Genomic DNA, 26,604 nt, shown 5'->3' with positions numbered 1-26,604 from the left:
CATCACACCCCGACCCGCATCTCCCCGAAGACCGGGTTGATCATGAGGTTGGCGGGGCTCTTGTTGATCGAACTCCCCGCCAACCTCATGATCACCGCGGAAGTGGGGGCCAGGGGAGCAGGGCGCCCAGGTTTGCCGCTTGCAGCTCGTCGCGGATCACCGCCGCGTCGCCCTCGATCACCAGGGTCAGCGCCTCGGGGTGCAGGTGGGTGGCCGCCGCCTCGGAGACCTCGCGCACGTCGGCCGCCAGCAACGCCTCCCGCAGACGTGCGTGGTAGTCGTCCGGCAGGTCGTGCACCACCAGCGTGGTCAACGCCGAGGCGATCGCCCGGGGGCTCTGCAACTCGACCGACAACTGCCCGGCCCGCCAGGCACGGGCCACCGCCAGTTCGTCCTCGGTCACCCCGCCGGCCTGCGTACGGGTGATTTCGCCCACCGCCTCGATGAGGGCCGGCGCGGTGACCGCGGTCTGCACGCCGGAGCTGACCGCGAACCGGCCGAACCGGCGGGACGAGGCGAACTCACCCCGGATGCCGTACGTGTAGCCGCGCACCTCACGGATCAGGTGGTTGAGCCGGGACGTGAACGCCCCGCCGAGCACCGTGCCGGCGAGCGTCATCGGCACGTGGTCGGGGTGCGCCCGGTGCGGCGACGGGTGGCCCAGCCGCAGCGTGGACTGCACCGAGCCGGGCCGATCCACCAGGATGATCCGCCGCTCGGTGTGCAGCGACACCTCGATCGGACCACCCCGGTCGGCGGGACCACCGCCGGTGCCGGCGAACGCGGCGGAGGCCAGCGCGTCCAGGTCGATCCGGTCCAGGTCACCGGCGACGACCAGCGTGCCGGGCCGCAGGAACCACTCGGAGTGGAAGACCGTCACGTCCTCCACGTCCAGACCGGCGACCGACTCCGGGTCGCCGTACATCGGACGCCCCCAGCGGTTCTGCGCGCCGAACAGGTCCGCGCGCAGCGCCGCGTCGGCACGCGGGCCGGGGTTGGCCCAGTCCATCCGCAGCGCGGTCGCCTCGTCGTCCCGGACCCGCTGCACGTCGGCCGGGTCCAGCCGGGGCGTCCGGACGGCCTCGGCGAGCAGTTGCACCGCCGCGGTCAGCCGGTCCACCGGCACCTGGACACTGACCTGGAACGAGTCCCAGTCCAGTCCGGTCACCAGCTCGGTGCCGAGCGCCTCGATGGCCAGCGCGTACGCGGTGGCGTCCCGCTGCGCGGTACCCTCCTCCAACGCCTTGGCCAGCACCCCGCCCAGCCCTTCCTTGCCGTTCGGCTCCCGGCCGGCGCCGGCCTCGAGCAGCAGCAGGGCGACGGCCAGATTCTGCCCGGGCAGGTGCGCGGCGACGACCTGGCCACCGGCCACGGCGCGGCGGACCACCGGCGGGAACCGGTACGGGCGGGCGGCACCCGGGCCGGGACGGTCGGCGATCAGCGTCATGCGGTCTCCTCGGGCACGTAGGTCAGGGTCACCCGGTCGGCGGCGCCGAGCACCTCGGCGGCTACCTCGGCGATCTGCTCGGCGGTCACGGCGAGCCAGGCGGGCAGCCGGTCGCCGGCACGGGCCGGATCACCGAACTGGGTGGCGTACCGGCCCAGCGTGTCGGCGCGGCCGTCCACCGTCGACATCTGCCGCCACCAGGCGGTGCTCAGCAACGCCTTGGCGCGGTCCAGTTCGGCGGCGGTCACCGGCACGGTGGCCAGCTCGTCGACGACCTCGGCGAGCCCTTCGGCGAGCCGTTCGGCGCTCACCCCGGGGCGGGCGGTCGCGGTGGCGATCAGCGGCGCCGGTGCGTGCGCGAGGTCCACCCCGTACGCCCCGACCAGGTCCGGCTGGGCGATCCGCTCACCGTCGGCGAGCCGCTGGTAGAGCCGGCTGCCCCGGCCGCTGCCGAGCACGGTGGCGAGGACGGTGAGCACGTCGTACCCGGGGCTGCCGAACGGGTGGCCGCGGTGCGCGACGTACACCCGCGGTGCCGGCACGTCGGCGGTCACCGTCTGCACGGCGGGCTGTCCGGTGGCCGGCACGCTCCGCCCGTCCGGTGCGGGCGGGATGTCGTCGCGGGCGGGCAACGCGCCGAAGTACTTGTCAGCCAGCGCGAACACCTCGGCGGCCGGCGCGTCGCCGACCACGGTGAGCACCGCGTTGTTCGGCACGTAGTACGTCTCGTGGAACGCCTGGAAGGTGGCGAGGTCGGCGGCGTTCAGGTCGGCCATCGAGCCGATCGTCGAGTGGTGGTACGGGTGCCCCGGCGGGTAGAGCAGCGGCAGCAGCCGCAGCAAGGCGTCGCCGTACGGGACGTTCTCGTAGCGCTGCCGCCGCTCGTTCTTCACCACCTCGCGCTGGTTGTCCAGCGTCTCCTGGGTGAGCGCGGGGACCAGGCCGCCCATCCGGTCGGCCTCCAGCCAGAGCGCCAGCTCCAGGTGTTCGGCGGGGACGGTCTCGAAGTAGTTGGTCCGGTCCGGGTTGGTGGTGGCGTTCAGCGAACCGCCGGAGCCCTGGATCAGCTTCATGTGCTCGGTCTTCGCCACGTTCACCGAGCCCTCGAACATCAGGTGCTCGAAGAGGTGGGCGAAGCCGGTCTGCCCGGCCGGCTCGTGCCGGGAGCCGACGTCGTACCACAGATTGACGGCCACGGCGGGCGCGGTGCGGTCCTCGCTCACCACCACGCGTAGGCCGTTGTCCAATCGGGACGTTTCGATGGGCCAGGGGTAACCGCTGTCGGGCATGGCACCGACGCTATCCGATCTCGCGGGCGGAAAGGTGACGTGCGGTCGGTCGGCGAGCCGACCCGCCCGCTTCGGGACCTCCGCCCGGGGTATCGGAGGGGAATGACCGTCACCCCACCGGTGTCCCGGGCCGTCGAACGCGCCGCCGCCGCGCTCGGCAGGCTGCGCCGCGGTCGGTTGCTGCATCCCGCCGGTCGCTCGTTCGCCGGCGAGGTGGTGATCTGGGGTACGCCCGGACCACCCACCGGGGTCGGTCTGCTGGACGACCCCGGCCGGTATCGGGCGACCGTCCGACTCTCGAAGGGGACGCCCACGCCCGGCAGTTGGCCGGACGTGCTGGGCCTGGCGCTACGCCTGCACCTCAATGCCGGCCGACCGTTCGACCTGCTGGTCAGCTCCAGCGGCGCGGCACCGCTGCTGCGAAACCTGCCGCTGCCCCGCCGCGACTTCAGCGGGACGTACAGCACGATCATGGGCTACCGCGCGGGTCCGCGTCGGCTCTGGCTGGCCGCGCTGGCCGACCCGGAGTCGGTCGACCTCGGCCGCGGCCTGGACGCGGTGGCCGCCGCCGCCCGGGCGGACGCGCCACGCCTGGTGCTCGCGGTCGCGTCCGCCGTGGGGCCGTGGCGGCCGGTCGGGCAGGTCAGTCTCGGCACCCCGCTCGGCGCCCGGGAGGACGCCGCGCTCGCGTTCGACCCGGTGCGTAACCTGCCGCCCGAACTGCGGGCGGCCGGCCCGCTGGCCTGGCTGCGGGAGCGGACCTACCGGGGGTCACGCCGGGCGCGCGGGGTGGATGGTCAGTCCGGGGGTTCGACGGCGGCCACCGTCTGATCGGAGGTACGTCGTTCCAGCACCGTGTCCGGTGCCGCGTTCTGGTCGGCCTCGCGGATGTCCGACTCGGCGAGGATGGCTTCCGCCTGCGCCCGTGGGTCGTCGCTGCCCGCCGCCGCCTCCTCGGGGAGGAGGTGCGCGCGGGACTCCACCCGGGCCTGGTCGCTGTGCTCGTCTGTCATGGCACCCCTGTTACCCCGGGCCGGCCCTCGGCACGCGAGGTTCACGCCGCACTTTGGGACAAGACAACGGAACTGCCCGCCGGGTCGGGTAGGCTGGCCGGCGTGACGCGTTCGTATCGATGGTTTAGACAGCCGGCTCGCACGCCGGTGACCTCACCATGATCTGACGTCACCACGGACCGAGTCGGCTGGGCAGGAGCTGTCGTTCCTGCCCTTTTGCGTACGAGCAGCCGGCTCGTCCCGGGCGCCGGCCCCGGGCACGGTCGGCGAAAGGATGCCCACCGTGACCACCCCGGAGACCGATCGGGTCAGCGATCAGCGAATCGAACGTGTCGTGCCGCTGACCACCCCCGCCCTGCTGCACCACGAGTTGCCCCTGGACGCCCCGCTCGCCTCGGCCGTGCTGACCGGCCGACGCGCGGTGGGTCGCGTGCTGGACCGCGAGGACGACCGCCTGCTGGTGGTGGTCGGTCCCTGCTCGGTGCACGACCCGGCCGCCGCCCTCGACTACGCCCAGCGGCTGCGCACCGCCGCCGACCGGCTCGCCGACGACCTGCTGATCGTCATGCGGGTCTACTTCGAGAAGCCCCGGTCAACCGTTGGTTGGAAGGGCCTCATCAACGACCCCGGGCTGGACGGCAGCGGAGACGTCAACACCGGCCTGCGGCGAGCCCGGGCACTGCTGCTCGACGTGCTGCGCCTCGGCCTGCCGGTCGGCTGCGAGTTCCTCGATCCGATCACGCCGCAGTACATCGCGGACACGGTGGCCTGGGGCGCGATCGGCGCCCGCACGGTGGAGAGCCAGGTGCACCGGCAGCTCTCGTCCGGCCTGTCCATGCCGATCGGCATGAAGAACCGCCCCGACGGCAGCATCGGCACGGCCGTCGACGCCATCCGGGCGGCCGGCGTACCGCACGTCTTCCCCGGCATCGACTTCTCCGGCACCCCGGCGATCATGCACACCCGCGGCAACACCGACGGGCACCTGGTGCTGCGCGGCGGGGGCGGCCGGCCCAACTACGACGCCGACTCGGTCGCCGGCGCGCTGGACCTGCTGCGGGCGGCCGGCCTGCCGGAGCGGCTGGTGATCGACGCCAGCCACGCCAACAGCGGCAAGGACCACCGTAACCAGCCGCTGGTCGCCGCGGACGTGGCCGCCCAGCTGGCCGCCGGTCAGCGTGGGATCACCGGCGTGATGCTGGAGTCGTTCCTGCTGCCCGGCCGCCAGGACCTCGACCCGACCCGTGAGCTGGTGTACGGCCGTTCGGTCACCGACGCCTGCCTCGGCTGGGACGAGACCGCGGACGTGCTCGACCACCTGGCCACCGCCGTGCGGGCCCGCCGGGCCACCGTGCCGGCCCCGGGCCTGACGGTGTGACGGCCGGCACGACGGGGCACGGAACACGGACGGGCGGCACCTGGTTAACTGAGGTGTCGGTGTGTCCAGTGTCCCCGGGCCTCACCTAAATTGCCCTCGCGGAATACCGTTCGGCTGGAGCCGCGTCGTGCCACTCGCCGAGAGGCGACCTGCACACCGACACCAACGCCGCCCCCGGCCCACAAGGCCGGGGGCGGCGTTGTCTGTGGGGTGGACCACTGGCGTGACGTTTGACCGATTCCGGCCCGGGTAGCTGATCGGCGTGACCGACGACGCATCCGTGGCCGGCGAGCGGGCCACCCGGGCCCTCGACGATCTGCTGGACGACATCTTCCGGGGTCAGGAGCGGGTCACCCAGGGGGAGATCTACCGCCGGGCGGTGGCCGCCGAGCTTCCGCCGGACCTGCTCGCCCGCATCGACGCGCTCCCCGAGGGCGAGTACTCGGTGGACGAGGCGAGCGACCTGCTGGGCGGCTCCGTCGCCTGAGCGACCGCAGAAGGGACACCGACATGACGCACCACGAGGATCACGAGGACAGGGTTCCGGCGCTGGGCCAGCCGCCGAAGGGCCGGGACACCACCCCCGAGCCGGACTTCGCGAACGAACACGACCGCACCGCGGTGGACCGGGACATCATCACCGGGGCCGACGAGGACGAACGGGAACCGGAGTCGCCGCACGGCTGGTCCGGCATGCAGCGCTGAGGCGTACGACGAGAGGGGGCCGGCATCTGCCGGCCCCCTCTGCGCGTCCGCTCGTCAGTCCTCGTCGTCGTGGCCGCCCTCCGCGGCCTGCTGGGCGGCCGCGTACGCCATCTGGAGGAAGTCGGACGCGGCGACCGCGGTGAGCGCCGTGGCCACCAGTCGGGTCAGCCGGGGCGCGAGCACCAAACCGCCGGTCAGCCCGGTGGCCACCCAGACCGCCAGGCAGAACGGGCAGCTGAGCAGCTCGCCGATGGCGTGCCGGGTGGGGCTGCCCGAGTCGCGGACCTGCTCCATCACCTCGCCGCTGCCGATCGGCCGGTCGTAGCGGGTGAACGGGGCCCGCAACGGGCTGGTCACGGCGTCCTTGGAGAGCAGGCGGCTGAGCTTGTGCGTGGCGATGGAGAGCAGCACCACGTCGGCCGGGGCGGGACGCTCGGGCACCGGCCGCCCGGTCGCCTTGACCAGGCCGGCGAGCACCCCGGTCACGCCGGCGTAGGTGCCCATCGCGGCCAGGTAGCCGCCGAGCGGCCGATGCTCGTGCGGCGCGTACGCGCGGCGTAGCCGTACCGCCTTCTCTCGCAGGCCAGTGTCGGTCACGCGGTCTCCTCCCAGGTCGTGGTGTGCGGGGGCGGGCGCCCGGTGCGGCCGGCGGCGGTCTCAGCCGGCCTGGAGGTTGTCCGCGACCTCGCGGATCAGGTTGGTCAGTGCCTCGTCGACGAGCTGGTCCGGGGCCGGCCCGTCGGACCCGTCGGCCAGGTCGAGCTGGATCCGGGCACCGCCGGAATCCGCCGGGTCCACCTGGATCTCCGCGGACCAGTGCGCGGCACCGTTCCAGCGGGCCCGCAGCTCCTCGCCGTTGATCTCGGCGGCTGGACTGCCGTCGCCGCGCAGTGCCTCCGGGAGCCAGGCCGAGGCGCGGGCGGGGTCGGTGGCCGTGTTGAAGACCACCTCGGGTGGCGCGGACATGCCGCGCACGGCGCGCGCCGGCATCACGCGTCCCGCAGGCGGCCGGGGTCGACCTCCCGGCCGGGGTGCCGGGCCAGGTACTCGGTCTCCAGTTCCGCCGTACGCCGCAGGTGGTTGGCGAGCGCCGAGTCGGCGGCGTGCCGCAGGGTGTCCAGCCGGGTCCGGTGCAGGCTGTGCATCTCGCGGATCAGATCCTCGTCGGTCAGCTCCGTCGGGTCGACGCCGAGCGTGTCGCCGTCGAGCGTGTCGCCGTCGAGTTCGGCGCCGGTCGGGTCGGCGAGGTGGTCGCCGCCCCACTCGGGCACCCGCTGCTCCGGGCTCATGTCCGTGCTGCCGCTGGACGCAAATCCGTCCTCGCGTACCGATCCGGTCATCATCGCCCCCCTGGTCTGGTTTGGGCTGGCGTCTAGACGGATGCCCACACCGGGTGACGCCAAACCCTCCCGGCCGCGCGACAACTACGACACCGTGTCGGAGACCGGCGTCGTTCCCGGTACCCTCGACGTCATGAGGTGGCTCTGGACCCCGGCGTGGATCGCACGTCACGTGGCCATGGTCGTGCTGGTCGTGGGCTTCCTCGGGCTGGGTTGGTGGCAGATCAGCCGGGCCACCGCCGGCAACAGTCTGAGCTGGGGGTACGCGGTCGAGTGGCCGATCTTCGCCGGCTTCGTGGTCTACGTGTGGTGGCGCGAGGTGAAGTTGGCCCGTCGGCGCGCGGCGGAGCCCGACGCCCCGCCGGCCGCACCGGCCACCGAGCCTGAGCCGGTCGTCACCGCCGGGTCCCGACCGGCGGTACGACGGCCGGTGCGGGTGTCCCGGGTGCCGGCCGGCGGCGAGGCCGTCGACGACTCGGACCTGGCCGCCTACAACCACTACCTGTCATGGTTGAACGCCAATCCGGGCGCCCGGCCCGGTGACTACCCCGGCTGAGGCCGGGCTCGGAAGGACGGACGAAGGTGGGCGCTGCCCTTACCCGATACCGCGTGATCGCCTGGATCGTGGGCGTCGTGCTGATCCTGCTGGTCGTGGTCGGTATGCCACTGAAGTACGGGTTCGACAACCCGGTCGTGGTGGAGACGGTCGGGCCGGCGCACGGCTTCCTCTACATGATCTACCTGGTGGCCGCCTTCGACCTGAGCCGTCGGGCCGACTGGCCGCTGAAGCGGATGCTGCTGGTGATGCTGGCCGGCACCGTGCCGTTCGTCTCGTTCTACGCCGAGCGTCGGGTCAGCGCCTGGGTGGCCGCCCCGCAGCAGGAGCGGACCCCGGAGCCGGCTCTCCCGCGCTGACGGTGAGCGGCCCACCCTGGGGCGAGTCGTCAACGGGTACGGATCCTCGACCGGGTCAGCGGTTCGGCCGCCACGGATTGGCGGAGGCGAGCGGGATCGACCCAGCCGCCGTACCGGTTGACCTCCCGCGCGCGCAGCAGCGCGCGGGTGACCTGCCCGAACTGCCGCTCATCGTCAGAACTGAACAGCAGCGTCTCGGCTCCCCGGCGCCACCCCCACAACTCGTACGGCGGCGGGCGCCACCGATCGCCGACCAGGGCGAGCGCCGCCGGTAGCAGGAACACCGCCCCGAGGATGAGGTACGCCCCGGCGGTCAGCCGTTGCAGGCCGCCGGTGAATCCGAGCAGCAGCCCGACGCCGCCGAGCATGCTGGCGGTGATGACGACGGCCCGGACGGCGATCCGGTCGTGCGGCCCTCTGGTGGTGCGGAGATGGGTCAGGTCGGCGACCCGGTAGCTGGTGCCGCCGACGGTGAACCGGTCGACGGTCACGACGATGCCGGGTCGGGCGTAGAGCAGGGTCGACCGGGCACCGGGCACCGTTCGCGGGGGTCGCGTCTTTGCGCCTTCACGATTCACGGTTCCTCCCGTGGGGCGGTTCGTCGGGTTGTCCCGCCGTTCCGGCATCGCTGCCTGCCGGCGGGAATCCCGGCTCCGGCCTTCATTGTGTTGGGGCACCGCCAGCTCACCAGGGCATTTACCGGCTCCCGACAGGTCACCCGCCCGGGGGACATCGCCAGGAAACAGCATCCATTTCAGCTTTTATCGGTTATGGAGCGCAGCTGTCCGGCGGCATACGTCGGGAACGACGAAAGTCGCATATCCGTCAGTCGGTCACTAAGAGGACGCGAACCTCGCCCGGCGAGTGTCAGCAGCCACGAGGGAGTCACCGAGCGCACCCGCCCGACGCGCCACTTTGCCAACATTCGCCCCTGCTTCAACTGCGCGTGGCACCCGTCCCGGGTTAGGTTGGGCGAGCCGGTCCGGCCCAGCGCCATCCACCCGGGTGGCCCCGGCTGGTGCCGCCGAAGGCGTCAGCAGCCGACGGCGGCCCGTGGGAGAGGGGCATTCCGCTCTTGTCATCCCTGAGAAACCTGCTGCGTACCGTGGCGCTGGCCGGCATGTCGGCCGCGCTGATCGCCCCCTCGGCGGTGGCTCGCGCCGAACCGTCCCCCGCCGACCTGACCCGCCAGATCGAGGCGTCCTCGGGTGAGTTGGAGCGGGTCGTCGAGGCGTACAACAAGCTCCGCGAGGAGATCAAGACCAACGAGGCCGCGGTGGCCCGATTACAGGCCCGGATCGGCCCCCTGGAACAGCAGACCGAACAGAGCCGGGCCGACGTCGCCGAGCTGGCGAGCACGGCGTACAAGAACGGCAGCCTGCGGACCGCGGACGCACTGCTGCGTCCCGGCGGCTCGGCCGCCCTGCTGGACCGACTCGGCGCCCTCGACCAGCTGACCCGCCAACGGCAGGAGCGCATCTCCGGCTTCACCGCCAACCAGCGGCAGCTGCTCGACGAGAAGGCCCGCCTGGACGCCACGCTGACCCGGCAGGCCGCACAGGCCCGCCAACTGTCGACGGGCAAGAAGCAGATCGAGCAGGACCTGGCGAAGCTGTACGAGCTGCGCCGCCAGGCGTACGGCGCGGCCACCGAGCGACCCGAACCCAGGGCCGCGGCGACCGAGGCCAAGAACGTGCCCGCGGTGGCCGGTGGCGCCGGGGTCGCGGTGCGCTACGCGTTCGGCGCGTTGGGCAAGCCGTACATCTGGGCGAGCGACGGGCCAGACGGCTACGACTGTTCCGGGCTGACCTTGGCCGCGTGGCGGGCGGCCGGGAAGTCACTGCCGCACAACGCCCGGATGCAGTGGGGCGTGGTCACCCACATCAGCCGCGACGACCTGCGGCCGGGAGACCTGATCTTCTACAGCGGGCTCGGCCACGTCGCCCTCTACGTGGGCGACGGTCAGGCGATCGACGCACCGAGCCCCGGTCGCAACGTGCGCAAGCGCGCCATGGACATGATGCCGATCCAGGGCTACGGCCGGGTTCGGTAGCGCGAACGGCGAACGGCCGGCGTCCCCCTATCGGACGCCGGCCGTTCGCCGTCATTACTACCAGGTCAGGCCGCCTGCAGCCCCTCCGCCCGGGCCAGCTCACGGAGCCGGCCGAGGGCCTGGATCTCCAACTGCCGGATCCGCTCGCGGGACAGCGAGAACCGGGACGCGACCTCGGTCAGCGAGTGCTCCCGGCCGTCCTCCAGCCCGTAGCGGGCCCGCATGATGCCGGCCGACCGGTCGTCGAGGTGGTTGAGCAGCCCCTCGATGCGCTGCCGCTCCAGGCCGCTGAGGACGATGTCCTCCGGCGACGGCGCGTCGCTGTCGGCGACCAGGTCGCCGAGGTTCGTGTCGCCGTCGTCGCCGACCGGGGTGTCCAGCGAGACAGTGTCCTGCGACCAGCGGCGAAGCTCGTTGACGCGCTCGACGGTGACGCCGAGCGACGCGGCGATCTGCTCCGGCTCCGGGTCGCTGCCCAGCTCACGGGTGAGCTGCCGGGTCACGTTGCGCATCCGGTTGACGTCCTCCACCAGGTGCACCGGCAGACGGACGGTGCGCTCCTGCTGGGCGATCGCCCGGCTGATGGCCTGGCGGATCCACCAGGTGGCGTAGGTGGAGAACTTGTAGCCACGTTCGTAGTCGAACTTCTCGACCGCGCGGACGAGGCCGGTGTTGCCCTCCTGGATCAGGTCCAGCATGGGCATACCCGAGCGCACGTACCGGCGGGCGATCGACACGACCAGTCGCAGGTTGGCACGGATGAAGAGGTCCTTCGCCCGCTCGCCCTCGACGACCAGCCGATCCAGGTCGTCCCGGTCGACACCGGCGGGAACGGCATCCTCACCGAGCAGGTGCTCGGCGTAGAGGCCGGCCTCGATCGCCTTGGAGAGATCGACCTCCTTGGCGGCGTCCAGCAGTGGCGTCCGGGAGATCTCGTGCAGGTAGACGCCGACCAGGTCGCGCTCCTCGGCAACCTCGTCGGTTCGCATGCCGATGTTCTTGTCCACGTTGCCCACGGTCCCCTCGCTCGCGCCGGTTGCCCGGTTCCTTGCCATTCCCCACGTCTGTCAGCCCCTGGTAACTTCCGTTGTGCCCATCGGGGCTGACACCTACACAACAGATGAGACGTGTCGGGGATTCCATGTCGTGAGTCGAAAGTGTCACGAATGCCTGAGTAGTAGCTGAGAGCACGGTCCATGTTTGCTGTCAGCATCCCGCCGGGTGGCTCGCCGCTGGGCACCACGTACGGGTTGGCGGTCGACGAATCGCAGACCGCCCGCACCATGGCAACACCGCCCGCCGCGGGGGCACAGCGACCCGGGTCACCACCGTGGTGCGATCCTGGTCACTGTCAGACACGCACCGGTGGACCGGTCGGTTCATCCACGGGGTGTTATTACCCCCCGGCCAGATGAACAATCCGGAGCCCCGTTCGCTTCCCGTGGTGCGGAAGCGAGCAGGGCGAGCGCGCCGCGCACCTGGTCGGCTGAGCGGGCCAGGGCGGCCCGGGCGGCGTCGACCTCGGCGCCGGAGACCAGGGAGACCAGCGCGGTCTTCAGGTCGCCGTCGGCCTCGGTGAGGGCCCGCCGGGAGACCTCCTCGGAGCAACCGGTGGCCTCGACCAGGATCGAGATCATTCGTCCGCGAAGCTTCGCGTTGGTGGCCACCATATCGATCATGAGGTTCGAGTAGACCCGTCCCAGGCGCACCATGACGGCGGTCGAGAACGTGTTGAGCACCAACTTCTGCGCGGTGCCCGCCTTCATCCGGGTCGATCCGGTGACCACCTCGGGTCCGGTGTCCACCCCGATGAACACGTCGACCGACCGGGCCGCCTCCGCCTCCGGATTCGCGCAGAGGAGCACCGTCGAGGCACCCCTGGCGCGGGACGTGGCGAGCGCCCCGAGGACGTACGGGGTGCGCCCGCTGGCCGCCAGACCGACCACCAGGTCACCGGCGCGCACACACCCGGCGGCCTCCACCGCGCCGCCCCGGTCGTCGTCCTCGGCGTCCTCCACGGCCCGCCACATGGCGTCCGGACCGCCCGCCAGGTGGGCGCAGAACCAGTGCCGGGGGGAGTTGAAGGTGGGTGCGAGTTCGGCCGCGTCGAGGACGCCCAGCCGGCCGGAGGTGCCGGCGCCGAAGTAGTGCACCCGGTGGCCGCCGCGCAGCGCGTCGACCGCCAGATCGACCGTGGTGGCGATCTCGTCGAGCACCGCGGCGACCGCCGCGGGCACCCGCCGGTCGGCCTCGTTGATCACGGTGAGGACGTCCCGGGTCGACATCAGGTCGAGGTCGACGCTGAGCGGGTTACGCCGTTCGGTGGGGGCGCCCACCCGAACCGTCGGGCGGGCGGGCGGTGCGGGCTTGTCCTCGTCCGGCTCCACCGCACCGGCCGTCATGCCCGCCTCCGGTTGGCACCCACCCGGTGCGACTGGACCGCCTCGGCGGTCGCCTCGAGGGCCTTGCGGGCCCGGGACCGGTTGCGGGCGGCCACGCCGACGAAGAGGCAGTCGACCACGGTGAGCTGGGCGAGCCGGCTGGCGGTCGCGCCGGAGCGGTAGGTGGTCTCCCGGGCCGCGGTGGTCAGCACGAAGTCGGCGACCTCGGTGATCGGCGAGCGGGGGAAGTTGGTCAGCGCCACGGTGACGGCGCCGCGCGTCCGGGCCTGTTCCAGCACCTCGATGACGTCGGATGTGGTGCCGGTGTGCGAGATGCCCACCGCGACGTCGCCCCGGCCGAGGAGCGCGGCGGAGGTCAGCGCGGTGTGCACGTCCGGGAAGTAGAAGGCGATCCGGCCGATGCGGTGCAGCTTCTGCTGGAAGTCGGAGGCGACGAACCCGCTGGCGCCGGCGCCGTAGATGTCGATCCGGCCGGCACCGCTGATCGCCTCGACCACCTGCTCACAGACGGCCGGGTCGAGTTGCTCGGCCGTCTCCTCGACCGCGCGGGCATCGTTGAACGCGATGGTGGCGATGATCTGGGCGAGGTCGGCGCCGGGTGGAATGTCGCCGCCGACCACCCGGGCGTCCGGCGGTTCGATGCGGCGGGCGGCCTCGGCGGCGAGCCGGATGCGCAGTTGCGGGTAGCCGTCCATGCCGACCGAGCGGCAGAACCGGATGACGGTCGCCTCCGATGTCTCGGCTGCGGTGGCGAGGTCGGTGATGGTCCGCCGGGCCGCGGCGGCCGGGTCGGACACGACCAGCCGGGCGACCCGCTGCTCGGCGGGCGACAGCGACGGCAACAGCCCGCTGATGTGGACGATCAGCCCACCGGGCTCGTGACTCGCAGAAATCTTCGGACTCTTCGCCACGGATGAAACTTACTTTCACGAGGCGTGAGCGTCAACCATGACTGTCTGTGGTGGGGGAAAGTGTCGCCGACCGGATTCACGCGTTGCGCACAGCCTCCCACTCCCGGAGGACCGCCGCCTCATCCACCGGGTCGAGTCCACCCTGCCGTACGGCGTCCGGCGACGATGCCATCCAGGACGCGGTCGCCCGAACGGTGTCGGACAACGGACGGACCGTCAGCCCCGCGTCCAGCGCCGGACGGACATCGCGGTCCATCAGGCCAGCCCACTCCGGCAGTCGCACCCAGAGCGGCAGCGCCCGCTCCCCCGACCACTCACGGACGTCGCGGGCCACCAGGAAGTCCTGCTCGACCCAGGTGAGGTGCGGTTCGGCGACACCCAGCCCGGCGGCCACGCCGCTCAGCAGATCGGCCCGGGACATCGCCGCGCCGATGCCGTCGTACGTACCGGCCAGGCGGGTGCCGGCGGCGTGCAGCAACCAGCCGGCGAGGTCGGCGACGTCCACGAACTGCACCCGGTCGGTGGGCCGTCCGGGCGCGAGCACGTCCCCACCGGTCGCCAGCCGACGCACCCAGTACGGGAAGCGGTCGCTCGGGTCCTCGGCACCGACGAGCAGCCCCGCCCGGCAGATGAACGAGCGGTCCTCGCCCATCCGCTCCCGGACCAGCCGCTCGATGCTGACCTTGCACTCCCCGTACCAGCGGTGGTCCGGGCCGACCGGAGCGTCCACATCCGACGGGGCGGGTGGCAGCACCGGCGCGTCCGCCACGGTCTGACCCGGCGTGGTGTTGTCGGCGTACACCGAGATGGTCGACACGAACGACCAGTGACCGACGTGGTCGGCCAGCGCGGTGAGCGCGTGCCGGGCGTGACTGACCTGGCGGGTCACGTCCACCACCGCGTCGACGCCGTCGCCGGCGAGCGACACCAGCGCCTCGGGGTCGTCGCGGTCGACCGGCACGAACCGTGCCCCGGCCGGCGCGACGCCGGACACGCCCCGGGCCGCGCAGGTCACCTCGTGGCCCTGCGCGACGGCGAGGTGAGCCACCGCCCGGCCGAGGAACCGGGTGCCACCGAGAATCAGGATCCGCATCCGCCGATCCTGCGCCGCCGGCGGGCGATTCGGCCAACCACTCTGCTCTGGGCAGAGCACCGGTCGGCCGACGAGCCGCCGGAGCGGGCGCTAGCGTGTGCCGCATGGCGGAGCGCAGCGTGGTCGTGACCGGAGGCACCGGCGGGCTCGGCGGGGCGGTCGTCGCCTCGTTCGTGGAGGCGGGCTGGCGGGTGGTCGTACCGCAGCGGGAAGCCCGGCCCGGGTCGGAGCCGGCGGCGGACGGGCTGGTCCGGGTCATCGCGGACCTGGCCGATCCGGCCGGCGCGGCGCGGGCCGTCGAGGCCGCCACCGGTGAGCCGGCGGCGCCGCTGCGGGCGGTGGTCAACCTGGTCGGGGGGTACGCCAGCGGCGGTCTGGTCCACGAGACACCGGTCGAGGAGTTCGAGCGGATGCTCACCGTCAACCTGCGGCCCACCTACCTGATCACCCAGGCCGCGCTGCCACACCTGGTGGCGGCCGGCGGCGGCGCGGTGGTCTGCGTCTCGGCCCGCGCGGCGGTCACCCCGTTCGCCGGAGCGGCCGGCTACGTCACCGCCAAGGCGGCGGTGCTGGCCTTCGCCAACGCCGTCGCGGTCGAGTACCGGTCCCGCGGCGTGCGCTGCAACACCGTGCTGCCCAGCGTCATCGACACGCCGGCGAACCGGGCCGCCCAGCCCACCGCCGACCACTCCCGCTGGGTCACCCCGGCCGAGATCGCGCCGGTGATCCGCTTCCTCGCGTCGCCGGAGTCCGCTCCGACCAGCGGCACCACCGTTCCGGTCTACGGGCGGGCCTGAGCCACCAACGGGCCGGGGCCGCCGCGCGTCGGCAGATCCGACGGCGCCGACCTGGGGGGCGGCGGTTCGGACGGGGCCGGCACGGGCGGCGGCACGTCGGACGGTGGCCGGGTGAGGTCGGGGCGGGCACCCGACGGCAGCCAGGTCGCCAGGTGGGCCTGAATCTGCTCGGTCACCTCCTCGGCTGGGCGGCCCGCGTCCACCAGCACGAAGCTCGGGTACTCGGGCAGGGTCCGGTAGGCGGTGTCCGCCGCGGTCAGCCAGCTGATCGTCTCGTGGTCGGTGCCGCGCTCCTCGATGCGCCGGTACGCCTCCGCCGGGTCGACGGCCAGCAGGAACGTCACCTGCGGCGTCGGGAACAGCCGGTAGCCGGCCCGGGCGAGCCGCTCCCAACGGTGCCCGCCGTGCGCCCGGATGCTGGCGTACTGGCAGGCCGAGTAGCGGTCCATCACCGCCGTACGGCCGGTGAGCAGGCAGGTGAGCAGGGCGACGGCGATGGCGAGCCAGCGCAGCACGGACTCCACCGCCAGCACGCCGTCGCGCCCGACGAGCCGCTGGGCGTCCGGACGGCCGAGCCGGTTGGCGACCCGACCGAGCCACCGACGTCCGCTGGCGTTGCGGCGGTACGTGGCGGGACGACCGGCCGCGTTCAGCGCGTCGGCCAGCCGGTGTGCCTGCGTGGTCTTGCCCGAACCGTCGATGCCGATCAGGGCGACGGTGCGCAACCGGGCCCTGCCGCGTCGCATCCCCGATGATCTGGCCACCCTCGACAGGTTATCCGACCGACGCACGTGCTCCGCGAGGTTTCTTCCGCTTCATCCCGGTTGGCACCCTACCGCGACGCGGGCAGGTGTGGCCGACCGGAATGCCGGGTACCGGAGTTTCAAACCAACCGCCTGTCCACCAACACGACCGACGGGGAGATCCAGATGGCTGAGCGCGGGGACGAGAGTCTGGTGCACACCCTCAAGAAGGTCGCCGCCGTGCTCAAGCAGTCCGAGATCCCGTTCGCCCTGGGCGGCAGCTTCGCCGTGTACGCCCACGGCGGCCACTCCAGCGACCACGACGTCGACTTCCTCATCCGGGAGGCCGACGTGGAGCGGTCCCTCGAGGCCCTGGTGGCCGCCGGCTTCATCGCCGAGCGCCCCCCGGAGGACTGGCTGGTGAAGGTCTTCGACGACGGACGGATGGTGGATCTGATCCACCGGCCGATCGAGACGCCGGTGACCGAGGAGACGTTCGCCGACACGGTCGTCCGGCCGGTGGACGCGATTCACATGCCGGTCCTGTCCGCCACCCAGTTGATGGTGCACAAGCTGCTGAGCTTCTCGCAGCACTACTGCGACTTCGCCCGCGGCCTGCCACTGGCCCGGTCGCTACGGGAGCAGATCGACTGGGAACGGGTACGCAAGGAGACGCAGCACTCGCCGTACGCCGAGGCGTTCCTGGTGCTGCTGGACCGGCTGGAGGTGGTGCCGACGGCCGGCACCCCGGCAGGAGAGGGGACATCGTGACCCACCATCGCGACATCGGCGCCGGGCCACCGGACGAGTACGTCGAAGCCGAGATCCAGCGACTGCTCGCCGAGGACCCCGCCGTCGCCGAGCAGGGGATCACCGTGGTCCGCCGGGAACGCGCCATCGTGCTCTACGGCGAGGTGGAGAGCCCGCACCGGCGGGAGGAGATCCTGCGCCGCGTGTCCGAGCGCTTCCCGGACGTGCCGATCACCAGCGACATCGGTGTGATCCGCGCCCAGGCGCCCACGGAGATCGAGCAACTGCCCTGAAGGAGGTTCCATGGTGATCCGGATCGCCGCCGTGGGCGACGTGCATCTGGACGAGGACGTCGTCGGCCGGTTCCGTCCCGCGTTGGAGGAGCTGCCGGAGTGCGCCGACGTGCTGCTGCTGGCCGGGGACCTGACCCGGCACGGCACCGAGGCCGAGGCGCGCTGCGTGGCACAGGAGTTCGGTGGGTTGGCCGTGCCGGTGGTGACCGTGCTCGGCAACCACGACCACCAGTGTGACCAGGTGCCACAGGTGGTCAAGGTGCTCGAGGACGCGGGCATCACGGTGCTGGAGGGCAACGGCGTGGTGCTGGACTGCGCGGGCGGGCGGCTGGGCATCGCCGGGGTCAAGGGCTTCGGCGGCGGGTTCGCCGGGCGCTGCGCCAGTGACTTCGGCGAGCCGGAGATGAAGGCGTTCGTCCGGACCACCAACGACAGCGCCGACCGCCTCGGCACGGCGCTCCGTTCGCTGGACTGCGACATGCTCGTCGCGCTCACCCACTACTCCCCCGTGCCGGACACGCTGGCCGGGGAGCCGCTGGAGATCTATCCGTTCCTCGGGTCGTACCAGCTGGGGCAGGCGATCGACTCGGCGCCCACGGCGCTCGCCCTGCACGGGCACGCGCACGCCGGGACCGAGCGTGGCACCACCCCTGGAGGTGTCCGCGTCCGCAACGTCGCCCACCCCGTGATCAAGCAGGCGTACAGCGTCTTCCACGTCGGCGATCAACGTGATACCGACCAGGTTTCCCCGATCGGCCAGTCGGGTAGTCAGAGGTCATGGAGCTGATTCTCTGGATTCTCGCAGTCGTACTCGTGGTCGCCGGCATCCTCGCGCTGTTCCGCCGGCAGATCCTGTGGGGCATCGTCCTCATCGTTGTCGGGCTGTTGGTCGGCCCGGGTGGTGTCAGCATCTTCAATTGACGTTCGAACATCCGCACGACACCGGGACCCGTCGGGGTCGCCGCGACCGGAGCTTCGTCCTCCCGACAGAAGCACCGGCCGCAGCGGCCCCGGCGCTTTTTTGTGCGCGGGTTTGAGCAGTAGCCGCCGGGAAATATCTCGACCATGGAGAGATCTCAGGACGGGGCGACCGCCTCCGGCCGGCGCTCGTGGTGGGCCCTCGCCGGCTTCGCGGCGGCGGTCTTCGTCGCGGCCGCGATCGGTGGCCTGGGGGTCCAGGGCACCAGCGACGAGTACGCGAGCCTGCGGCAGCCCGACTGGGCACCGCCCTCGTGGCTGTTCGGCCCGGTCTGGACGCTGCTCTACGCGCTGATCGCGGTGGCCGGCTGGCTGGTGTGGCGACGGGTCGGCTTCGCCGGCGCCCTCTGGGCGTGGACCGCCCAACTGGTGCTCAACGCGATCTGGACCCCGGCGTCGCCGCCCGCCGGGGACCGTGGTCGTCAGCCGGTCAGCAGCGGGGCACGTTCGGGAGGTAGCCGTCGTACCCGGTGTAGACGTACGCGTCGGCGATGTAGCGCCCGGTGCCGATCCGGTCCCAGATCGAGCTGGTGCCGTACGTGCCGGTGACCGTCGTGCCGCTGGTCTGGCAGGCGATGGTCACCCGGGTGCCGTCGGCGACGGTGCCCACCGAGGCGTACCCGGTGCCGGGGCCGGAGCGGACGGTCAACGCCGTGCCGCTGGTGTCGACCGTGCCGTTGCCGCTGCCCGAGGAGCACCCGTTGTCGCTGGTGTAGGTCTTGGTGCCCCAGTACAGGCCGAGGGTGCCGTTGAAGCGGACCTGGATGTCGCTGCCGTTGAGGCGCTGCTCGTAGTGCAGGTGGGGGCCGGTCGATCCGCCGGTGCTGCCCACCCAGCCGAGCACCTTGCCGTAGCCGACCGTCTGCCCCACCGAGACGTTGAAGCCGTTGAGGTGTGCGTAGTAGGTGCTGTAACCGCCACCATGGTTGATTCGGACATATTTGCCATAGCTCGTGTCACCGAGGTCGGTCACCCGGTCGACCGTGCCGGGTGCGCTGGCGACCACCGGGTCGCCGAGGTCGTCGGTGCGGTTGAAGTCGACGGCGTATGCCGGGCTGTGGTCCGACCGGGTCTGCCCGGACCAGGACTGGCCGCACGGGAACGGCACCTTGAAGGTCGGTGCGGCGAGCGCGGGGCTCGCGGGCACGAGCGCTCCCCCGACGAGTAGACCGGTCACCAGCAGGCTGATCCACCGCTTGCGCATACAGCTCCTCCTATGTCGAAAACCTTCGATGTGGCTGCCTCAGCCTGACAGATATCGTCATTCTTCGAAAGAGTCGGCGATCCGGCCCGGGAACGCGCCCACCAGGCAGCCCGGAGGTTTCCGGATTGTTACTCGCTCGTGTCTGACAGGGGGTGGACCGGACCGGATGCAAGCGCTTACATGTGTGCACGCCCAATCGGACCGGCGACGGGTCACCAGCACGACCGCGCCGGCTAGGAAGGAGGACGGCATGGCGGTCTTTACCAGACCACGCCAGGCCTTCGTGATCGCCGGTGCACTCGGGCTGGCGCTCAGCGCCACCGCTTGCGGTACCGGCGACGACAAGAAGAGTGACAAGGCGGGCTCCGCGGAGTGTGCCGCATACGAGAAGTACCAGGGCAACGACGGCAAGAAGGTCTCCATCTACGCGTCCATCCGGGACGCGGAGGCCGACCTGCTGGAGCGGTCGTGGTCGCAGTTCACGGACTGCACCGGAATCGAGATCGCCTACGAGGGCAGCGGCGAGTTCGAGGCGCAGCTCCCCGTCCGGGTCGACGGCGGCAACGCCCCCGACATCGCCTTCGTGCCCCAGCCGGGCCTCGTGAAGCGCTTCGCGGACGCCGGCAAGCTGAAGGCCCTCAGCGCCGACACCAAGGCCCTGGCCGAGCAGAACATGCCGGCCGACTGGCTGAAGTACGGCACCGTCAACGGAACGCTCTACGGCGTGCCGCTCGGCGCCAACGTGAAGTCCTTCGTCTGGTACTCCCCGAAGACCTTCAAGGAGAAGGGCTGGGAGGTTCCGACCACCTGGGACCAGCTCATCGCCCTGAGCGACAAGATCGCTGCCAGCGGCATGAAGCCGTGGTGCGTGGGCGTCGAGTCCGGTGACGCCACCGGCTGGCCGGCCACCGACTGGATCGAGGACGTGATCCTGCGTACCCAGGGCCCCGAGGTCTACGACCAGTGGACCACCCACGCCATCCCGTTCAACGACCCGAAGATCGTCGACGCGGTCGACCGCGCCGGCGCCATCCTCAAGAACGAGAAGTACGTCAACGGCGGCTTCGGCGGCGTCAAGAGCATCACCACCACCTCCTTCCAGGAGGCGGGCGTACCGGTCACCACCGGCAAGTGCGCGATGCACCGGCAGGCGTCCTTCTACGCCAACCAGTTCCCCGAAGGCACCAAGGTGGCCCCGGACGGCGACGCGTTCGCGTTCTATTTCCCCGCCATCGATCCCGCCAAGGGCAAGCCGGTCCTCGGCGCTGGCGAGTTCGTCGTCGCCTACGCCGACCGTCCCGAGGTGCAGGCGGTACAGACCTACCTCGCCTCGGCCGAGTACGTGAACAGCCGCGCGAAGCTCGGCAACTGGGTCACGGCGAACAACAAGCTGGACATCGCCAACGTCGCCAGCCCGGTCGACAAGCTCTCCGTCCAGATCCTCCAGGACAAGAGCGGCACCTTCCGCTTCGACGGATCCGACCTGATGCCGGCAGCCGTCGGCGCGGGAACGTTCTGGAAGGGCATGGTCGAATGGCTGAACGGCAAGCAGACCGCCCCGGTGCTCCAGGGCATCGAAAGCAGCTGGCCTAAGTGATCCCGGCGGTGGCCCGGCCCGCGTTCGCGGGCCGGGCCACCGGCCGAGGTGGACCCGATAGGGAGGGTTGATGGGGTTCGACTTCGCCGATGAGCAGCCAAAGCTCCTCATGCTGATGTACGGGCTGGTTGCCTTCGTTGTGGTGGTGGGTGGCCTGCTCCTGCTACTCGACGTCGTACCGGCCTGGTTCGCCCGGCGGCGGGAGGCCCAGCTCGTCGCCGCCTCCGTCAGCGGCACGCCGCTGGCCCGCCGGCCCAAACAGCGGGAAGGGCTCTTCGCGCTCTTCTTCCTGCTGCCGACACTGCTTCTGCTCGTCATCGGCCTCGTCGTGCCGGCCATCCGCACCACGCTGCTCTCCCTGATGGACGGGAGCAGCAGCAACTGGGTGGGGCTGCGCAACTACGGCTGGATGTTCTCCGACAGCTCGATCGTCCGGGTCCTGATCAACACGCTGGTCTGGGTGCTCCTGGTCCCGCTGGTGGCAACCGGGTTCGGTCTCACCTACGCCATCCTCGTGGACAAGGCCCGGTTCGAGGCGGTGGCCAAGTCACTGATCTTCCTGCCGATGGCCATCTCCTTCGTCGGCGCCAGCATCATCTGGAAGTTCGTCTACGCCTACCGCGGTGAAGGCGACCAGATCGGTCTGCTCAACCAGATGGTCGTGAGCCTCGGCGGCGAGCCGAAGCAGTGGCTGTTGGAATCACCCCTGAACACGCTGCTGCTGATCGTCATCATGGTGTGGATCCAGGCCGGTTTCGCCATGGTGGTGCTCTCCGCCGCGATCAAGGCGATCCCCGGCGACATCGTCGAAGCCGCCCGGCTCGACGGCGTCAGCCCGTGGCAGATGTTCTGGCAGATCACCATGCCGAGCATCCGGCCGGCGCTGATCGTCGTGGTGGTGACACTCACGATCGCCACGCTCAAGGTCTTCGACATCGTCCGGACCTCGACCAACGGCAACTACGACACCAGCGTGATCGCCAGCGAGATGTACAACCAGGCGTTCCGGTACGGCCAGAACGGGCAGGGCTCCGCGCTCGCGGTCTTCCTCTTCATCCTGGTCATCCCGGTCGTGATCTACCAGATCCGCAACCTCCGTCAACAGCGGGAGGGCTGAGATGACGACCGCAACGCCGACCGTCGCCGCCGGCGCCCAGAAGACCGCCGGCACCCCGCCCACCACCGCCGCTCGGGTCCGCAAACGCTTGAACAGCCGTACCGCGACGCTCGTCTCGATCGTCATCGCGGTGGTCTGGACCATCCCGACCTTCGGTCTGTTCATCTCCTCCATCCGGCCCGAGGACGACATCAAGACGACCGGTTGGTGGACCGCGTTCACCAACCCGCAGTTCACGCTGGAGAACTACCAGCAGGTGCTGTTCGGACGGTCGTCGTCCTCCGGGCAGCTCGCCAGCTACTTCATCAACTCGCTGGCGATCACCATCCCCTCGGTGCTCTTCCCGCTCGCCTTCGCGGCCCTGGCCGCGTACGCGCTGGCGTGGATCAACTTCCGGGGTCGGGACTGGCTCTACATCGCGATCTTCGCGTTGCAGATCGTCCCGCTGCAGATGGCGCTGGTGCCGCTGCTGAAGTTCTTCTCCACCGGCGTCACCCTCGGCGGCATCACCCTGATGCCCGCCTGGGATCTGGTCGACGAGCAGAAGTTCGCACAGGTGTGGTTCGCGCACACCTGCTTCGCGCTTCCGTTCGCGGTCTTCCTGCTGCACAACTTCGTCTCGCAGCTCCCGGGGGACCTGATGGAGGCGGCCCGGGTCGACGGCGCCACCCACCCGAAGATCTTCCGAACCATCGTGCTGCCGCTGATCACCCCGGCGCTGGCCGCGTTCGGCATCTTCCAGTTCCTCTGGGTCTGGAACGACCTGCTGGTGGCGCTGATCTTCGCCGGTGGCGGCAACGAGACCGCCCCGCTCACCGTCCGGCTGGCTGAGATGGCCGGCACCCGGGGCAACGAGTGGCAGCGGTTGACCGCCGGAGCGTTCGTCTCGATCGTCGTACCCCTCGTTGTTTTCCTGTCCCTGCAGCGTTTCTTCGTGCGAGGTCTGCTCGCCGGCAGCGTCAAGGGCTGACCCGCTTGCCCGCCGCCGCCTGGCCCTCGGGCGGCGGCGGGCGCCGGGCACCGAGCGGGGGAACCGTGACCAGGATTGATGATGTCGCCCGGCTGGCCGGGGTCTCCACGGCCACCGTCTCGCGGGCGATGCGCGGACTGCCGACGGTCTCGGCCGCCACCCGGCGCAGGGTGCTCGCCGCCGCCGAGCAACTCAACTACGAGGTGTCGCCGAGCGCGTCGCGGCTCGCCGGCGGCCGGACCGGCACGGTGGCGGTGGTGGTCCCCCGGATCACCCGCTGGTTCTTCAGCACCGTCGTCGAGGCGGTCGAGGAGTACCTCCACGAGTCCGGCTACGACCTGTTGCTCTACAACCTGGGCGGCCGCGAACAGGTGCGCCAGCGGGTGCTGCGGACGGCCAACCTGCACAAGCGGGTCGACGCCGTGATGCTGGTCGCCACGCCGCTGCGGCCGGCCGACCTGACCGCGCTGGCCAACCTGGATCTGCCCGGCGTGACCATCAGCTCGGGCACCACGGTGCCCACTTGGCCGTGTGTGCGCATCGACGACATGGCCGCCGCGCGCACCGCCACCCGGCACCTGCTCGACCTCGGCCACCGCCGGATCGCACACATCTCCGGCGACCCCGACCAGCACTTCGTCTTCACCGCCCACGCCGATCGGCGCCGGGGCTACCAGGCGGAGCTACGGACGGCGGGTCTACGCCTCGACCCGAGCCTGGATATCGAGTCGTCATTCACCATCGACGGCGGCACCCGGGCCACCGCCGAGCTGCTGGCCCGAGGTACGCCACCGACCGCCATCGTCGCGGCGTCCGACGAGATGGCGATGGGCGCCATGGCCGCGCTGCGGGACGCCGGCCTACGGGTGCCGCAGGACGTCAGCGTCATCGGCATCGACGACCACGACCTGGCGGGAGTGCTCGGGCTCAGCACCGTCGCCCAGCCCGCCGCCGAGCAGGGTCGGCTGGCCGCGCGGATCCTCCTCGACCCACTCGGCGCCCGTACCCTCGGCCCGATCGTCGGGCAGCGCGGCACCGGTCGCGACACACCGGTGATCCTGCCCACTCGGTTGGTCGTCCGGGACTCCACCGCACCACCCCGGGCACCCTGACCCGGGGCACACTGGAACCTCAACCACAGCAAGACACGGGAGAAGACCCTGAACACCGATCCGACGCAGCAGACCTCCACCGGCTGGTGGACCGAGGCCGCCATCTACCAGATCTACCCCCGCTCGTTCGCTGACTCGGACGGCGACGGAATCGGTGACCTGCCCGGCATCACCGCCCGCCTCGACCACCTGGTCGAGCTGGGTGTGGACGCGGTGTGGCTCTCCCCCTTCTATCCGTCGCCGCAGGCCGACGCGGGCTACGACGTGGCCGACTACCGCGACATCGATCCGCTGTTCGGCACCCTCACCGACGCGGACAAGCTGATCGCCGAGGCCCGGTCCCGCAACCTGCGGGTGATCGTCGACCTCGTGCCCAACCACACGTCCTCGGCGCACCGCTGGTTCCAGGCGGCGCTGGCCGCCGCCCCCGGCAGCCCGCAACGGGCCCGGTACATCTTCCGGGACGGCCTGGGCCCGGACGGCGACCAGCCGCCGAACGACTGGCAGAGCGTCTTCGGCGGTCCAGCCTGGACGCGCACGGTCGACCCGGACGGGCGACCCGGCCAGTGGTACCTGCACCTGTTCGACACCGGTCAGCCGGACCTCAACTGGGACAACCCGGAGGTGCACGCCGAGTTCCTGGACGTGCTGCGGTTCTGGCTGGACCGTGGTGTGGACGGCTTCCGGGTCGACGTCGCGCACGGCCTGGTCAAGCAGGCCGACCTGGCCGACTGGCAGGAGCCGCAGGAGATCCTCTCCGGCAACGAGGTGGACAAGCCCCGCCCGCCGATGTGGGACCAGGAGGGCGTGCACGAGATCTACCGGCAGTGGCGGCAGGTCCTGGACAGCTACGCCGGTGAGCGGGTGCTCGTCGCCGAGGCGTGGGTGGAACCGGCCGAGCGGCTGGCCCGCTACGTCCGCCCGGACGAGATGCACCAGGCGTTCAACTTCGAGTACCTGCTCGCCGCGTGGACCGCGCCGGCCCAGTACGCGGTGATCACCCGCTCGTTGGAGGCGACCGACTCGGTCGGCGCGCCCACCACCTGGGTGCTGTCCAACCACGACGTGGTGCGGCACGCGTCCCGGCTGGGCCTGCCGATCGGCGGCGGCCGACCCAACGGCATCGGCATCGGCGACCCGCAGCCGGACGCCGCGCTCGGCCTGCGCCGGGCCCGGGCAGCGACCCTGCTGATGCTGGCCCTGCCCGGTTCGGCGTACCTCTTCCAGGGCGAGGAGCTGGGGCTTCCCGAGCACACCACGCTGCCGGACGAGGCCCGGCAGGACCCGACCTGGGTGCGCAGTGGGCACACCCAACGCGGCCGCGACGGGTGCCGGGTGCCGATCCCGTGGGAGGCCGACGCCCCGTCGTACGGTTTCGGCCCGACCGACGCGAGCTGGCTGCCGCAGCCTTCGCTCTGGGCGGAGTACGCCCTGGACCGGCAGCGCGGCGTGCCCGGCTCGACGTACGAGCTGTACCGCACGGCGCTGCGGCTGCGCCGCGCCCACGGGCTGGGCCGCGGGACGTTGGAATGGCTGTCCTCCGGCGACGAGGTGCTGACCTTCCGCAACGGCGAGCTGACCGTGCTCACCAACTTCGGTGACGCCCCGGTGCCGGTCCCGGCCGGCGCCGAGGTGCTCGCCGCCAGTGCGCCCCTGGACGACAACGGCGCGGTCCCGGCCGACGTGACCGTCTGGCTGCGTGGCTGATCCCGCGCCGACCAGCCCGTCCCACCGAGCGGTACTCGTGGGCGGGCCGGTTGGCGTGGATCGGCCCGCTATGGAGCTGATGTCGTAAACGATTCACGCCCTCGCGCGCTGCATCTACCCATCAAGATCGCACTACATCAGGCTCACAGTCCCGGTGCCGCAGTTGCGCGGCGCCGCCGGAGCGTTTCGCGCCACGTAGACACTTGCCGTCCACCGCGATGGCGGCGCGGCGCGGCTGGTCAGTGAGGGCGGTGCGGTGCACGCGATGTTGTTCCCGTTCACCGACACCGTCCGGGTCAGCGGGGTGGACCACGGCGTGGCCCGCCACGGACATGAGCGATGCTGACACAGCGAGAACGACGCCTCTTGTGAATCTTGAAGCGTAGACAACTTCATGTTCCACAGGTGGCGTGCTCGCTTCTCATCCGAGCACCGCCCCCAGGGCAACAACAGCCCCGGCAGGACATTCGCGGACCACTCGGGGGCCCTGGCTGCGGGCCTGTCAGACGTAGATCAACGCCTCCGTCCTTAGCGAGTTGTTTTGGTCCGGAACTACGGGCGGACTCACAGGTCACCACCCATAGACTCAAAGGCATTCTTACGCAATCCGCACTGCGTCGTCGCAGGCCAGCATCCGGCAGGTTCAGACAGTCGAAGCATTTATCTCTACGAGTTCGGCGAAAATCTCGGAGGGCTTCTTCCAATTGTGGATCTTACGGGGTCGGTCGTTGATTTCGGAAGCTACCATCGCTAAGTACTTCGGGTCGGACGTGATCGGGATGCCTTTCGG

The 26,604-nt window shown here is 71.2% G+C and carries 30 protein-coding genes and 1 pseudogene; 18 read left to right on the top strand and 13 right to left on the bottom strand.

Annotated features, from left to right (window positions below; genetic code table 11):
- Window positions 1-91: 91 nt before the first annotated feature.
- Both F8271_RS16270 and F8271_RS16265 read right to left on the bottom strand, forming a co-directional pair.
- Window positions 92-1,447 (bottom strand): pitrilysin family protein, encoded by a 1,356-nt coding sequence (locus F8271_RS16270; protein ID WP_151490619.1) that lies wholly within the window; start codon window positions 1,445-1,447, stop codon window positions 92-94.
- On the bottom strand, window positions 1,444-2,736 hold the full coding sequence (locus F8271_RS16265) for a pitrilysin family protein (protein WP_151490618.1): 1,293 nt from the start codon (window positions 2,734-2,736) through the stop codon (window positions 1,444-1,446). Before F8271_RS16265 ends, F8271_RS16270 begins: the two co-directional genes overlap by 4 nt.
- Before the next feature lie 102 nt (window positions 2,737-2,838).
- On the opposite strand from F8271_RS16265, the gene F8271_RS16260 reads away from it, so the two are divergent.
- Complete coding sequence (locus F8271_RS16260; RefSeq protein WP_151490617.1) at window positions 2,839-3,567, top strand: phosphodiesterase; 729 nt, start codon at window positions 2,839-2,841, stop codon at window positions 3,565-3,567.
- Here F8271_RS16260 and F8271_RS16255 read toward each other — a convergent pair.
- Entirely contained in the window at window positions 3,534-3,749 is a 216-nt protein-coding gene (locus tag F8271_RS16255) for a hypothetical protein (protein WP_151490616.1), read from the bottom strand. The genes F8271_RS16260 and F8271_RS16255 overlap by 34 nt on opposite strands.
- Window positions 3,750-4,023: 274 nt before the next feature.
- Between F8271_RS16255 and F8271_RS16250 the strand changes: the two genes are divergently transcribed.
- From F8271_RS16250 to F8271_RS16240, 3 genes are all read left to right on the top strand, one after another.
- Window positions 4,024-5,127, top strand: coding sequence for a 3-deoxy-7-phosphoheptulonate synthase (locus F8271_RS16250; RefSeq protein WP_151490615.1), 1,104 nt, complete (start codon window positions 4,024-4,026; stop codon window positions 5,125-5,127).
- A gap of 253 nt (window positions 5,128-5,380) precedes the next feature.
- On the top strand, window positions 5,381-5,614 hold the full coding sequence (locus F8271_RS16245; protein ID WP_370461919.1) for a hypothetical protein: 234 nt from the start codon (window positions 5,381-5,383) through the stop codon (window positions 5,612-5,614).
- Between the two features lie 23 nt (window positions 5,615-5,637).
- Window positions 5,638-5,832 carry a hypothetical protein gene (locus F8271_RS16240; RefSeq protein ID WP_151490613.1) on the top strand — a complete coding sequence of 65 codons (195 nt, stop codon included), beginning with the start codon at window positions 5,638-5,640 and terminating at the stop codon, window positions 5,830-5,832.
- A gap of 54 nt (window positions 5,833-5,886) precedes the next feature.
- On the opposite strand, the gene F8271_RS16235 is transcribed toward F8271_RS16240, so the two are convergent.
- Genes F8271_RS16235 through F8271_RS16225 form a run of 3 tightly spaced genes read right to left on the bottom strand, consistent with a single transcriptional unit; the run spans window position 5,887 to window position 7,175 of the window.
- Window positions 5,887-6,429 (bottom strand): DUF1360 domain-containing protein, encoded by a 543-nt coding sequence (locus F8271_RS16235; protein WP_151490612.1) that lies wholly within the window; start codon window positions 6,427-6,429, stop codon window positions 5,887-5,889.
- Between the two features lie 60 nt (window positions 6,430-6,489).
- Window positions 6,490-6,822 (bottom strand): hypothetical protein, encoded by a 333-nt coding sequence (locus tag F8271_RS16230; RefSeq protein ID WP_151490611.1) that lies wholly within the window; start codon window positions 6,820-6,822, stop codon window positions 6,490-6,492.
- The gene (locus tag F8271_RS16225) at window positions 6,822-7,175 is read right to left on the bottom strand and encodes a DUF6158 family protein (protein ID WP_151490610.1); all 354 of its coding nucleotides are present in this window, start codon (window positions 7,173-7,175) and stop codon (window positions 6,822-6,824) included. The genes F8271_RS16230 and F8271_RS16225 overlap by 1 nt, the downstream gene beginning before the upstream one ends.
- 130 nt (window positions 7,176-7,305) lie before the next feature.
- Between F8271_RS16225 and F8271_RS16220 the strand changes: the two genes are divergently transcribed.
- Both F8271_RS16220 and F8271_RS16215 read left to right on the top strand, forming a co-directional pair.
- A complete protein-coding gene (locus F8271_RS16220; protein WP_192580310.1) occupies window positions 7,306-7,728 on the top strand; it encodes a hypothetical protein in 423 nt (140 codons plus the stop codon).
- A 26-nt stretch (window positions 7,729-7,754) separates the two neighbouring features.
- The gene (locus F8271_RS16215) at window positions 7,755-8,087 is read left to right on the top strand and encodes a DUF3817 domain-containing protein (RefSeq protein WP_151490609.1); all 333 of its coding nucleotides are present in this window, start codon (window positions 7,755-7,757) and stop codon (window positions 8,085-8,087) included.
- A gap of 29 nt (window positions 8,088-8,116) precedes the next feature.
- Here the strand turns inward: F8271_RS16215 and F8271_RS16210 are convergent, their stop codons facing one another.
- Complete coding sequence (locus F8271_RS16210) at window positions 8,117-8,665, bottom strand: DUF6232 family protein (RefSeq protein WP_225854572.1); 549 nt, start codon at window positions 8,663-8,665, stop codon at window positions 8,117-8,119.
- Window positions 8,666-9,162: 497 nt separating this feature from the next.
- Between F8271_RS16210 and F8271_RS16205 the strand changes: the two genes are divergently transcribed.
- Window positions 9,163-10,140: an NlpC/P60 family protein gene (locus tag F8271_RS16205; RefSeq protein WP_151490608.1), complete on the top strand. Its 978-nt coding sequence runs from the start codon at window positions 9,163-9,165 to the stop codon at window positions 10,138-10,140.
- 65 nt (window positions 10,141-10,205) lie between these two features.
- On the opposite strand, the gene F8271_RS16200 is transcribed toward F8271_RS16205, so the two are convergent.
- The 4 genes from F8271_RS16200 to F8271_RS16185 form a co-directional block, all read right to left on the bottom strand.
- Window positions 10,206-11,195 (bottom strand): RNA polymerase sigma factor RpoD/SigA, encoded by a 990-nt coding sequence (locus F8271_RS16200; RefSeq protein ID WP_151490607.1) that lies wholly within the window; start codon window positions 11,193-11,195, stop codon window positions 10,206-10,208.
- Window positions 11,196-11,519: 324 nt separating this feature from the next.
- Window positions 11,520-12,542, bottom strand: coding sequence for an N-acetylmuramic acid 6-phosphate etherase (gene murQ, locus F8271_RS16195; RefSeq protein WP_225854571.1), 1,023 nt, complete (start codon window positions 12,540-12,542; stop codon window positions 11,520-11,522).
- Window positions 12,539-13,453: a MurR/RpiR family transcriptional regulator gene (locus tag F8271_RS16190; protein ID WP_151490606.1), complete on the bottom strand. Its 915-nt coding sequence runs from the start codon at window positions 13,451-13,453 to the stop codon at window positions 12,539-12,541. Before F8271_RS16190 ends, murQ begins: the two co-directional genes overlap by 4 nt.
- 76 nt (window positions 13,454-13,529) lie before the next feature.
- The gene (locus F8271_RS16185) at window positions 13,530-14,546 is read right to left on the bottom strand and encodes an NAD-dependent epimerase/dehydratase family protein (protein ID WP_151490605.1); all 1,017 of its coding nucleotides are present in this window, start codon (window positions 14,544-14,546) and stop codon (window positions 13,530-13,532) included.
- A gap of 104 nt (window positions 14,547-14,650) precedes the next feature.
- Between F8271_RS16185 and F8271_RS16180 the strand changes: the two genes are divergently transcribed.
- Window positions 14,651-15,343 (top strand): SDR family NAD(P)-dependent oxidoreductase, encoded by a 693-nt coding sequence (locus F8271_RS16180; protein WP_151490604.1) that lies wholly within the window; start codon window positions 14,651-14,653, stop codon window positions 15,341-15,343.
- On the opposite strand, the gene F8271_RS16175 is transcribed toward F8271_RS16180, so the two are convergent.
- Window positions 15,328-16,089 carry a dTMP kinase gene (locus tag F8271_RS16175; RefSeq protein WP_151490620.1) on the bottom strand — a complete coding sequence of 254 codons (762 nt, stop codon included), beginning with the start codon at window positions 16,087-16,089 and terminating at the stop codon, window positions 15,328-15,330. The two genes, F8271_RS16180 and F8271_RS16175, sit on opposite strands and share 16 nt — an antisense overlap.
- 183 nt (window positions 16,090-16,272) lie before the next feature.
- Between F8271_RS16175 and F8271_RS16170 the strand changes: the two genes are divergently transcribed.
- The 5 genes and pseudogenes from F8271_RS16170 to F8271_RS16155 all read left to right on the top strand — a co-directional run.
- The gene (locus F8271_RS16170; RefSeq protein ID WP_151490603.1) at window positions 16,273-16,857 is read left to right on the top strand and encodes a nucleotidyltransferase; all 585 of its coding nucleotides are present in this window, start codon (window positions 16,273-16,275) and stop codon (window positions 16,855-16,857) included.
- Window positions 16,854-17,129 carry a hypothetical protein gene (locus F8271_RS16165; RefSeq protein WP_151490602.1) on the top strand — a complete coding sequence of 92 codons (276 nt, stop codon included), beginning with the start codon at window positions 16,854-16,856 and terminating at the stop codon, window positions 17,127-17,129. The genes F8271_RS16170 and F8271_RS16165 overlap by 4 nt, the downstream gene beginning before the upstream one ends.
- Window positions 17,130-17,139: 10 nt before the next feature.
- Window positions 17,140-17,916 (top strand): metallophosphoesterase, encoded by a 777-nt coding sequence (locus F8271_RS16160; RefSeq protein WP_151490601.1) that lies wholly within the window; start codon window positions 17,140-17,142, stop codon window positions 17,914-17,916.
- Window positions 17,907-18,050 (top strand): GPGG-motif small membrane protein, encoded by a 144-nt coding sequence (locus tag F8271_RS32420; protein WP_007464364.1) that lies wholly within the window; start codon window positions 17,907-17,909, stop codon window positions 18,048-18,050. The genes F8271_RS16160 and F8271_RS32420 overlap by 10 nt, the downstream gene beginning before the upstream one ends.
- Window positions 18,051-18,194: 144 nt before the next feature.
- A pseudogene (locus tag F8271_RS16155) lies at window positions 18,195-18,527 on the top strand (TspO/MBR family protein); the annotation flags it as partial.
- 10 nt (window positions 18,528-18,537) lie between these two features.
- Here the strand turns inward: F8271_RS16155 and F8271_RS16150 are convergent.
- Window positions 18,538-19,311, bottom strand: coding sequence for a M23 family metallopeptidase (locus tag F8271_RS16150; RefSeq protein WP_151490599.1), 774 nt, complete (start codon window positions 19,309-19,311; stop codon window positions 18,538-18,540).
- A 250-nt stretch (window positions 19,312-19,561) separates the two neighbouring features.
- On the opposite strand from F8271_RS16150, the gene F8271_RS16145 reads away from it, so the two are divergent.
- The 5 genes from F8271_RS16145 to F8271_RS16125 all read left to right on the top strand — a co-directional run bounded on the left by F8271_RS16145 (window position 19,562) and on the right by F8271_RS16125 (window position 25,814).
- Window positions 19,562-20,908 (top strand): ABC transporter substrate-binding protein, encoded by a 1,347-nt coding sequence (locus tag F8271_RS16145; RefSeq protein WP_151490598.1) that lies wholly within the window; start codon window positions 19,562-19,564, stop codon window positions 20,906-20,908.
- Window positions 20,909-20,978: 70 nt separating this feature from the next.
- Window positions 20,979-22,025, top strand: coding sequence for a carbohydrate ABC transporter permease (locus F8271_RS16140; RefSeq protein WP_151490597.1), 1,047 nt, complete (start codon window positions 20,979-20,981; stop codon window positions 22,023-22,025).
- A gap of 1 nt (window position 22,026) precedes the next feature.
- Window positions 22,027-22,995 carry a carbohydrate ABC transporter permease gene (locus tag F8271_RS16135; protein ID WP_151490596.1) on the top strand — a complete coding sequence of 323 codons (969 nt, stop codon included), beginning with the start codon at window positions 22,027-22,029 and terminating at the stop codon, window positions 22,993-22,995.
- A 65-nt stretch (window positions 22,996-23,060) separates the two neighbouring features.
- Complete coding sequence (locus F8271_RS16130) at window positions 23,061-24,107, top strand: LacI family DNA-binding transcriptional regulator (RefSeq protein WP_151490595.1); 1,047 nt, start codon at window positions 23,061-23,063, stop codon at window positions 24,105-24,107.
- Window positions 24,108-24,155: 48 nt separating this feature from the next.
- Window positions 24,156-25,814 carry a glycoside hydrolase family 13 protein gene (locus tag F8271_RS16125; RefSeq protein ID WP_151490594.1) on the top strand — a complete coding sequence of 553 codons (1,659 nt, stop codon included), beginning with the start codon at window positions 24,156-24,158 and terminating at the stop codon, window positions 25,812-25,814.
- Window positions 25,815-26,604 lie beyond the last annotated feature (790 nt).

The organism is Micromonospora sp. ALFpr18c, from assembly GCF_008868155.1.
GTDB lineage: Bacteria > Actinomycetota > Actinomycetes > Mycobacteriales > Micromonosporaceae > Micromonospora.
The sequence above is the reverse complement of the archived record's forward strand: the minus strand, read 5'-3'. Positions and strand labels throughout refer to the sequence as shown.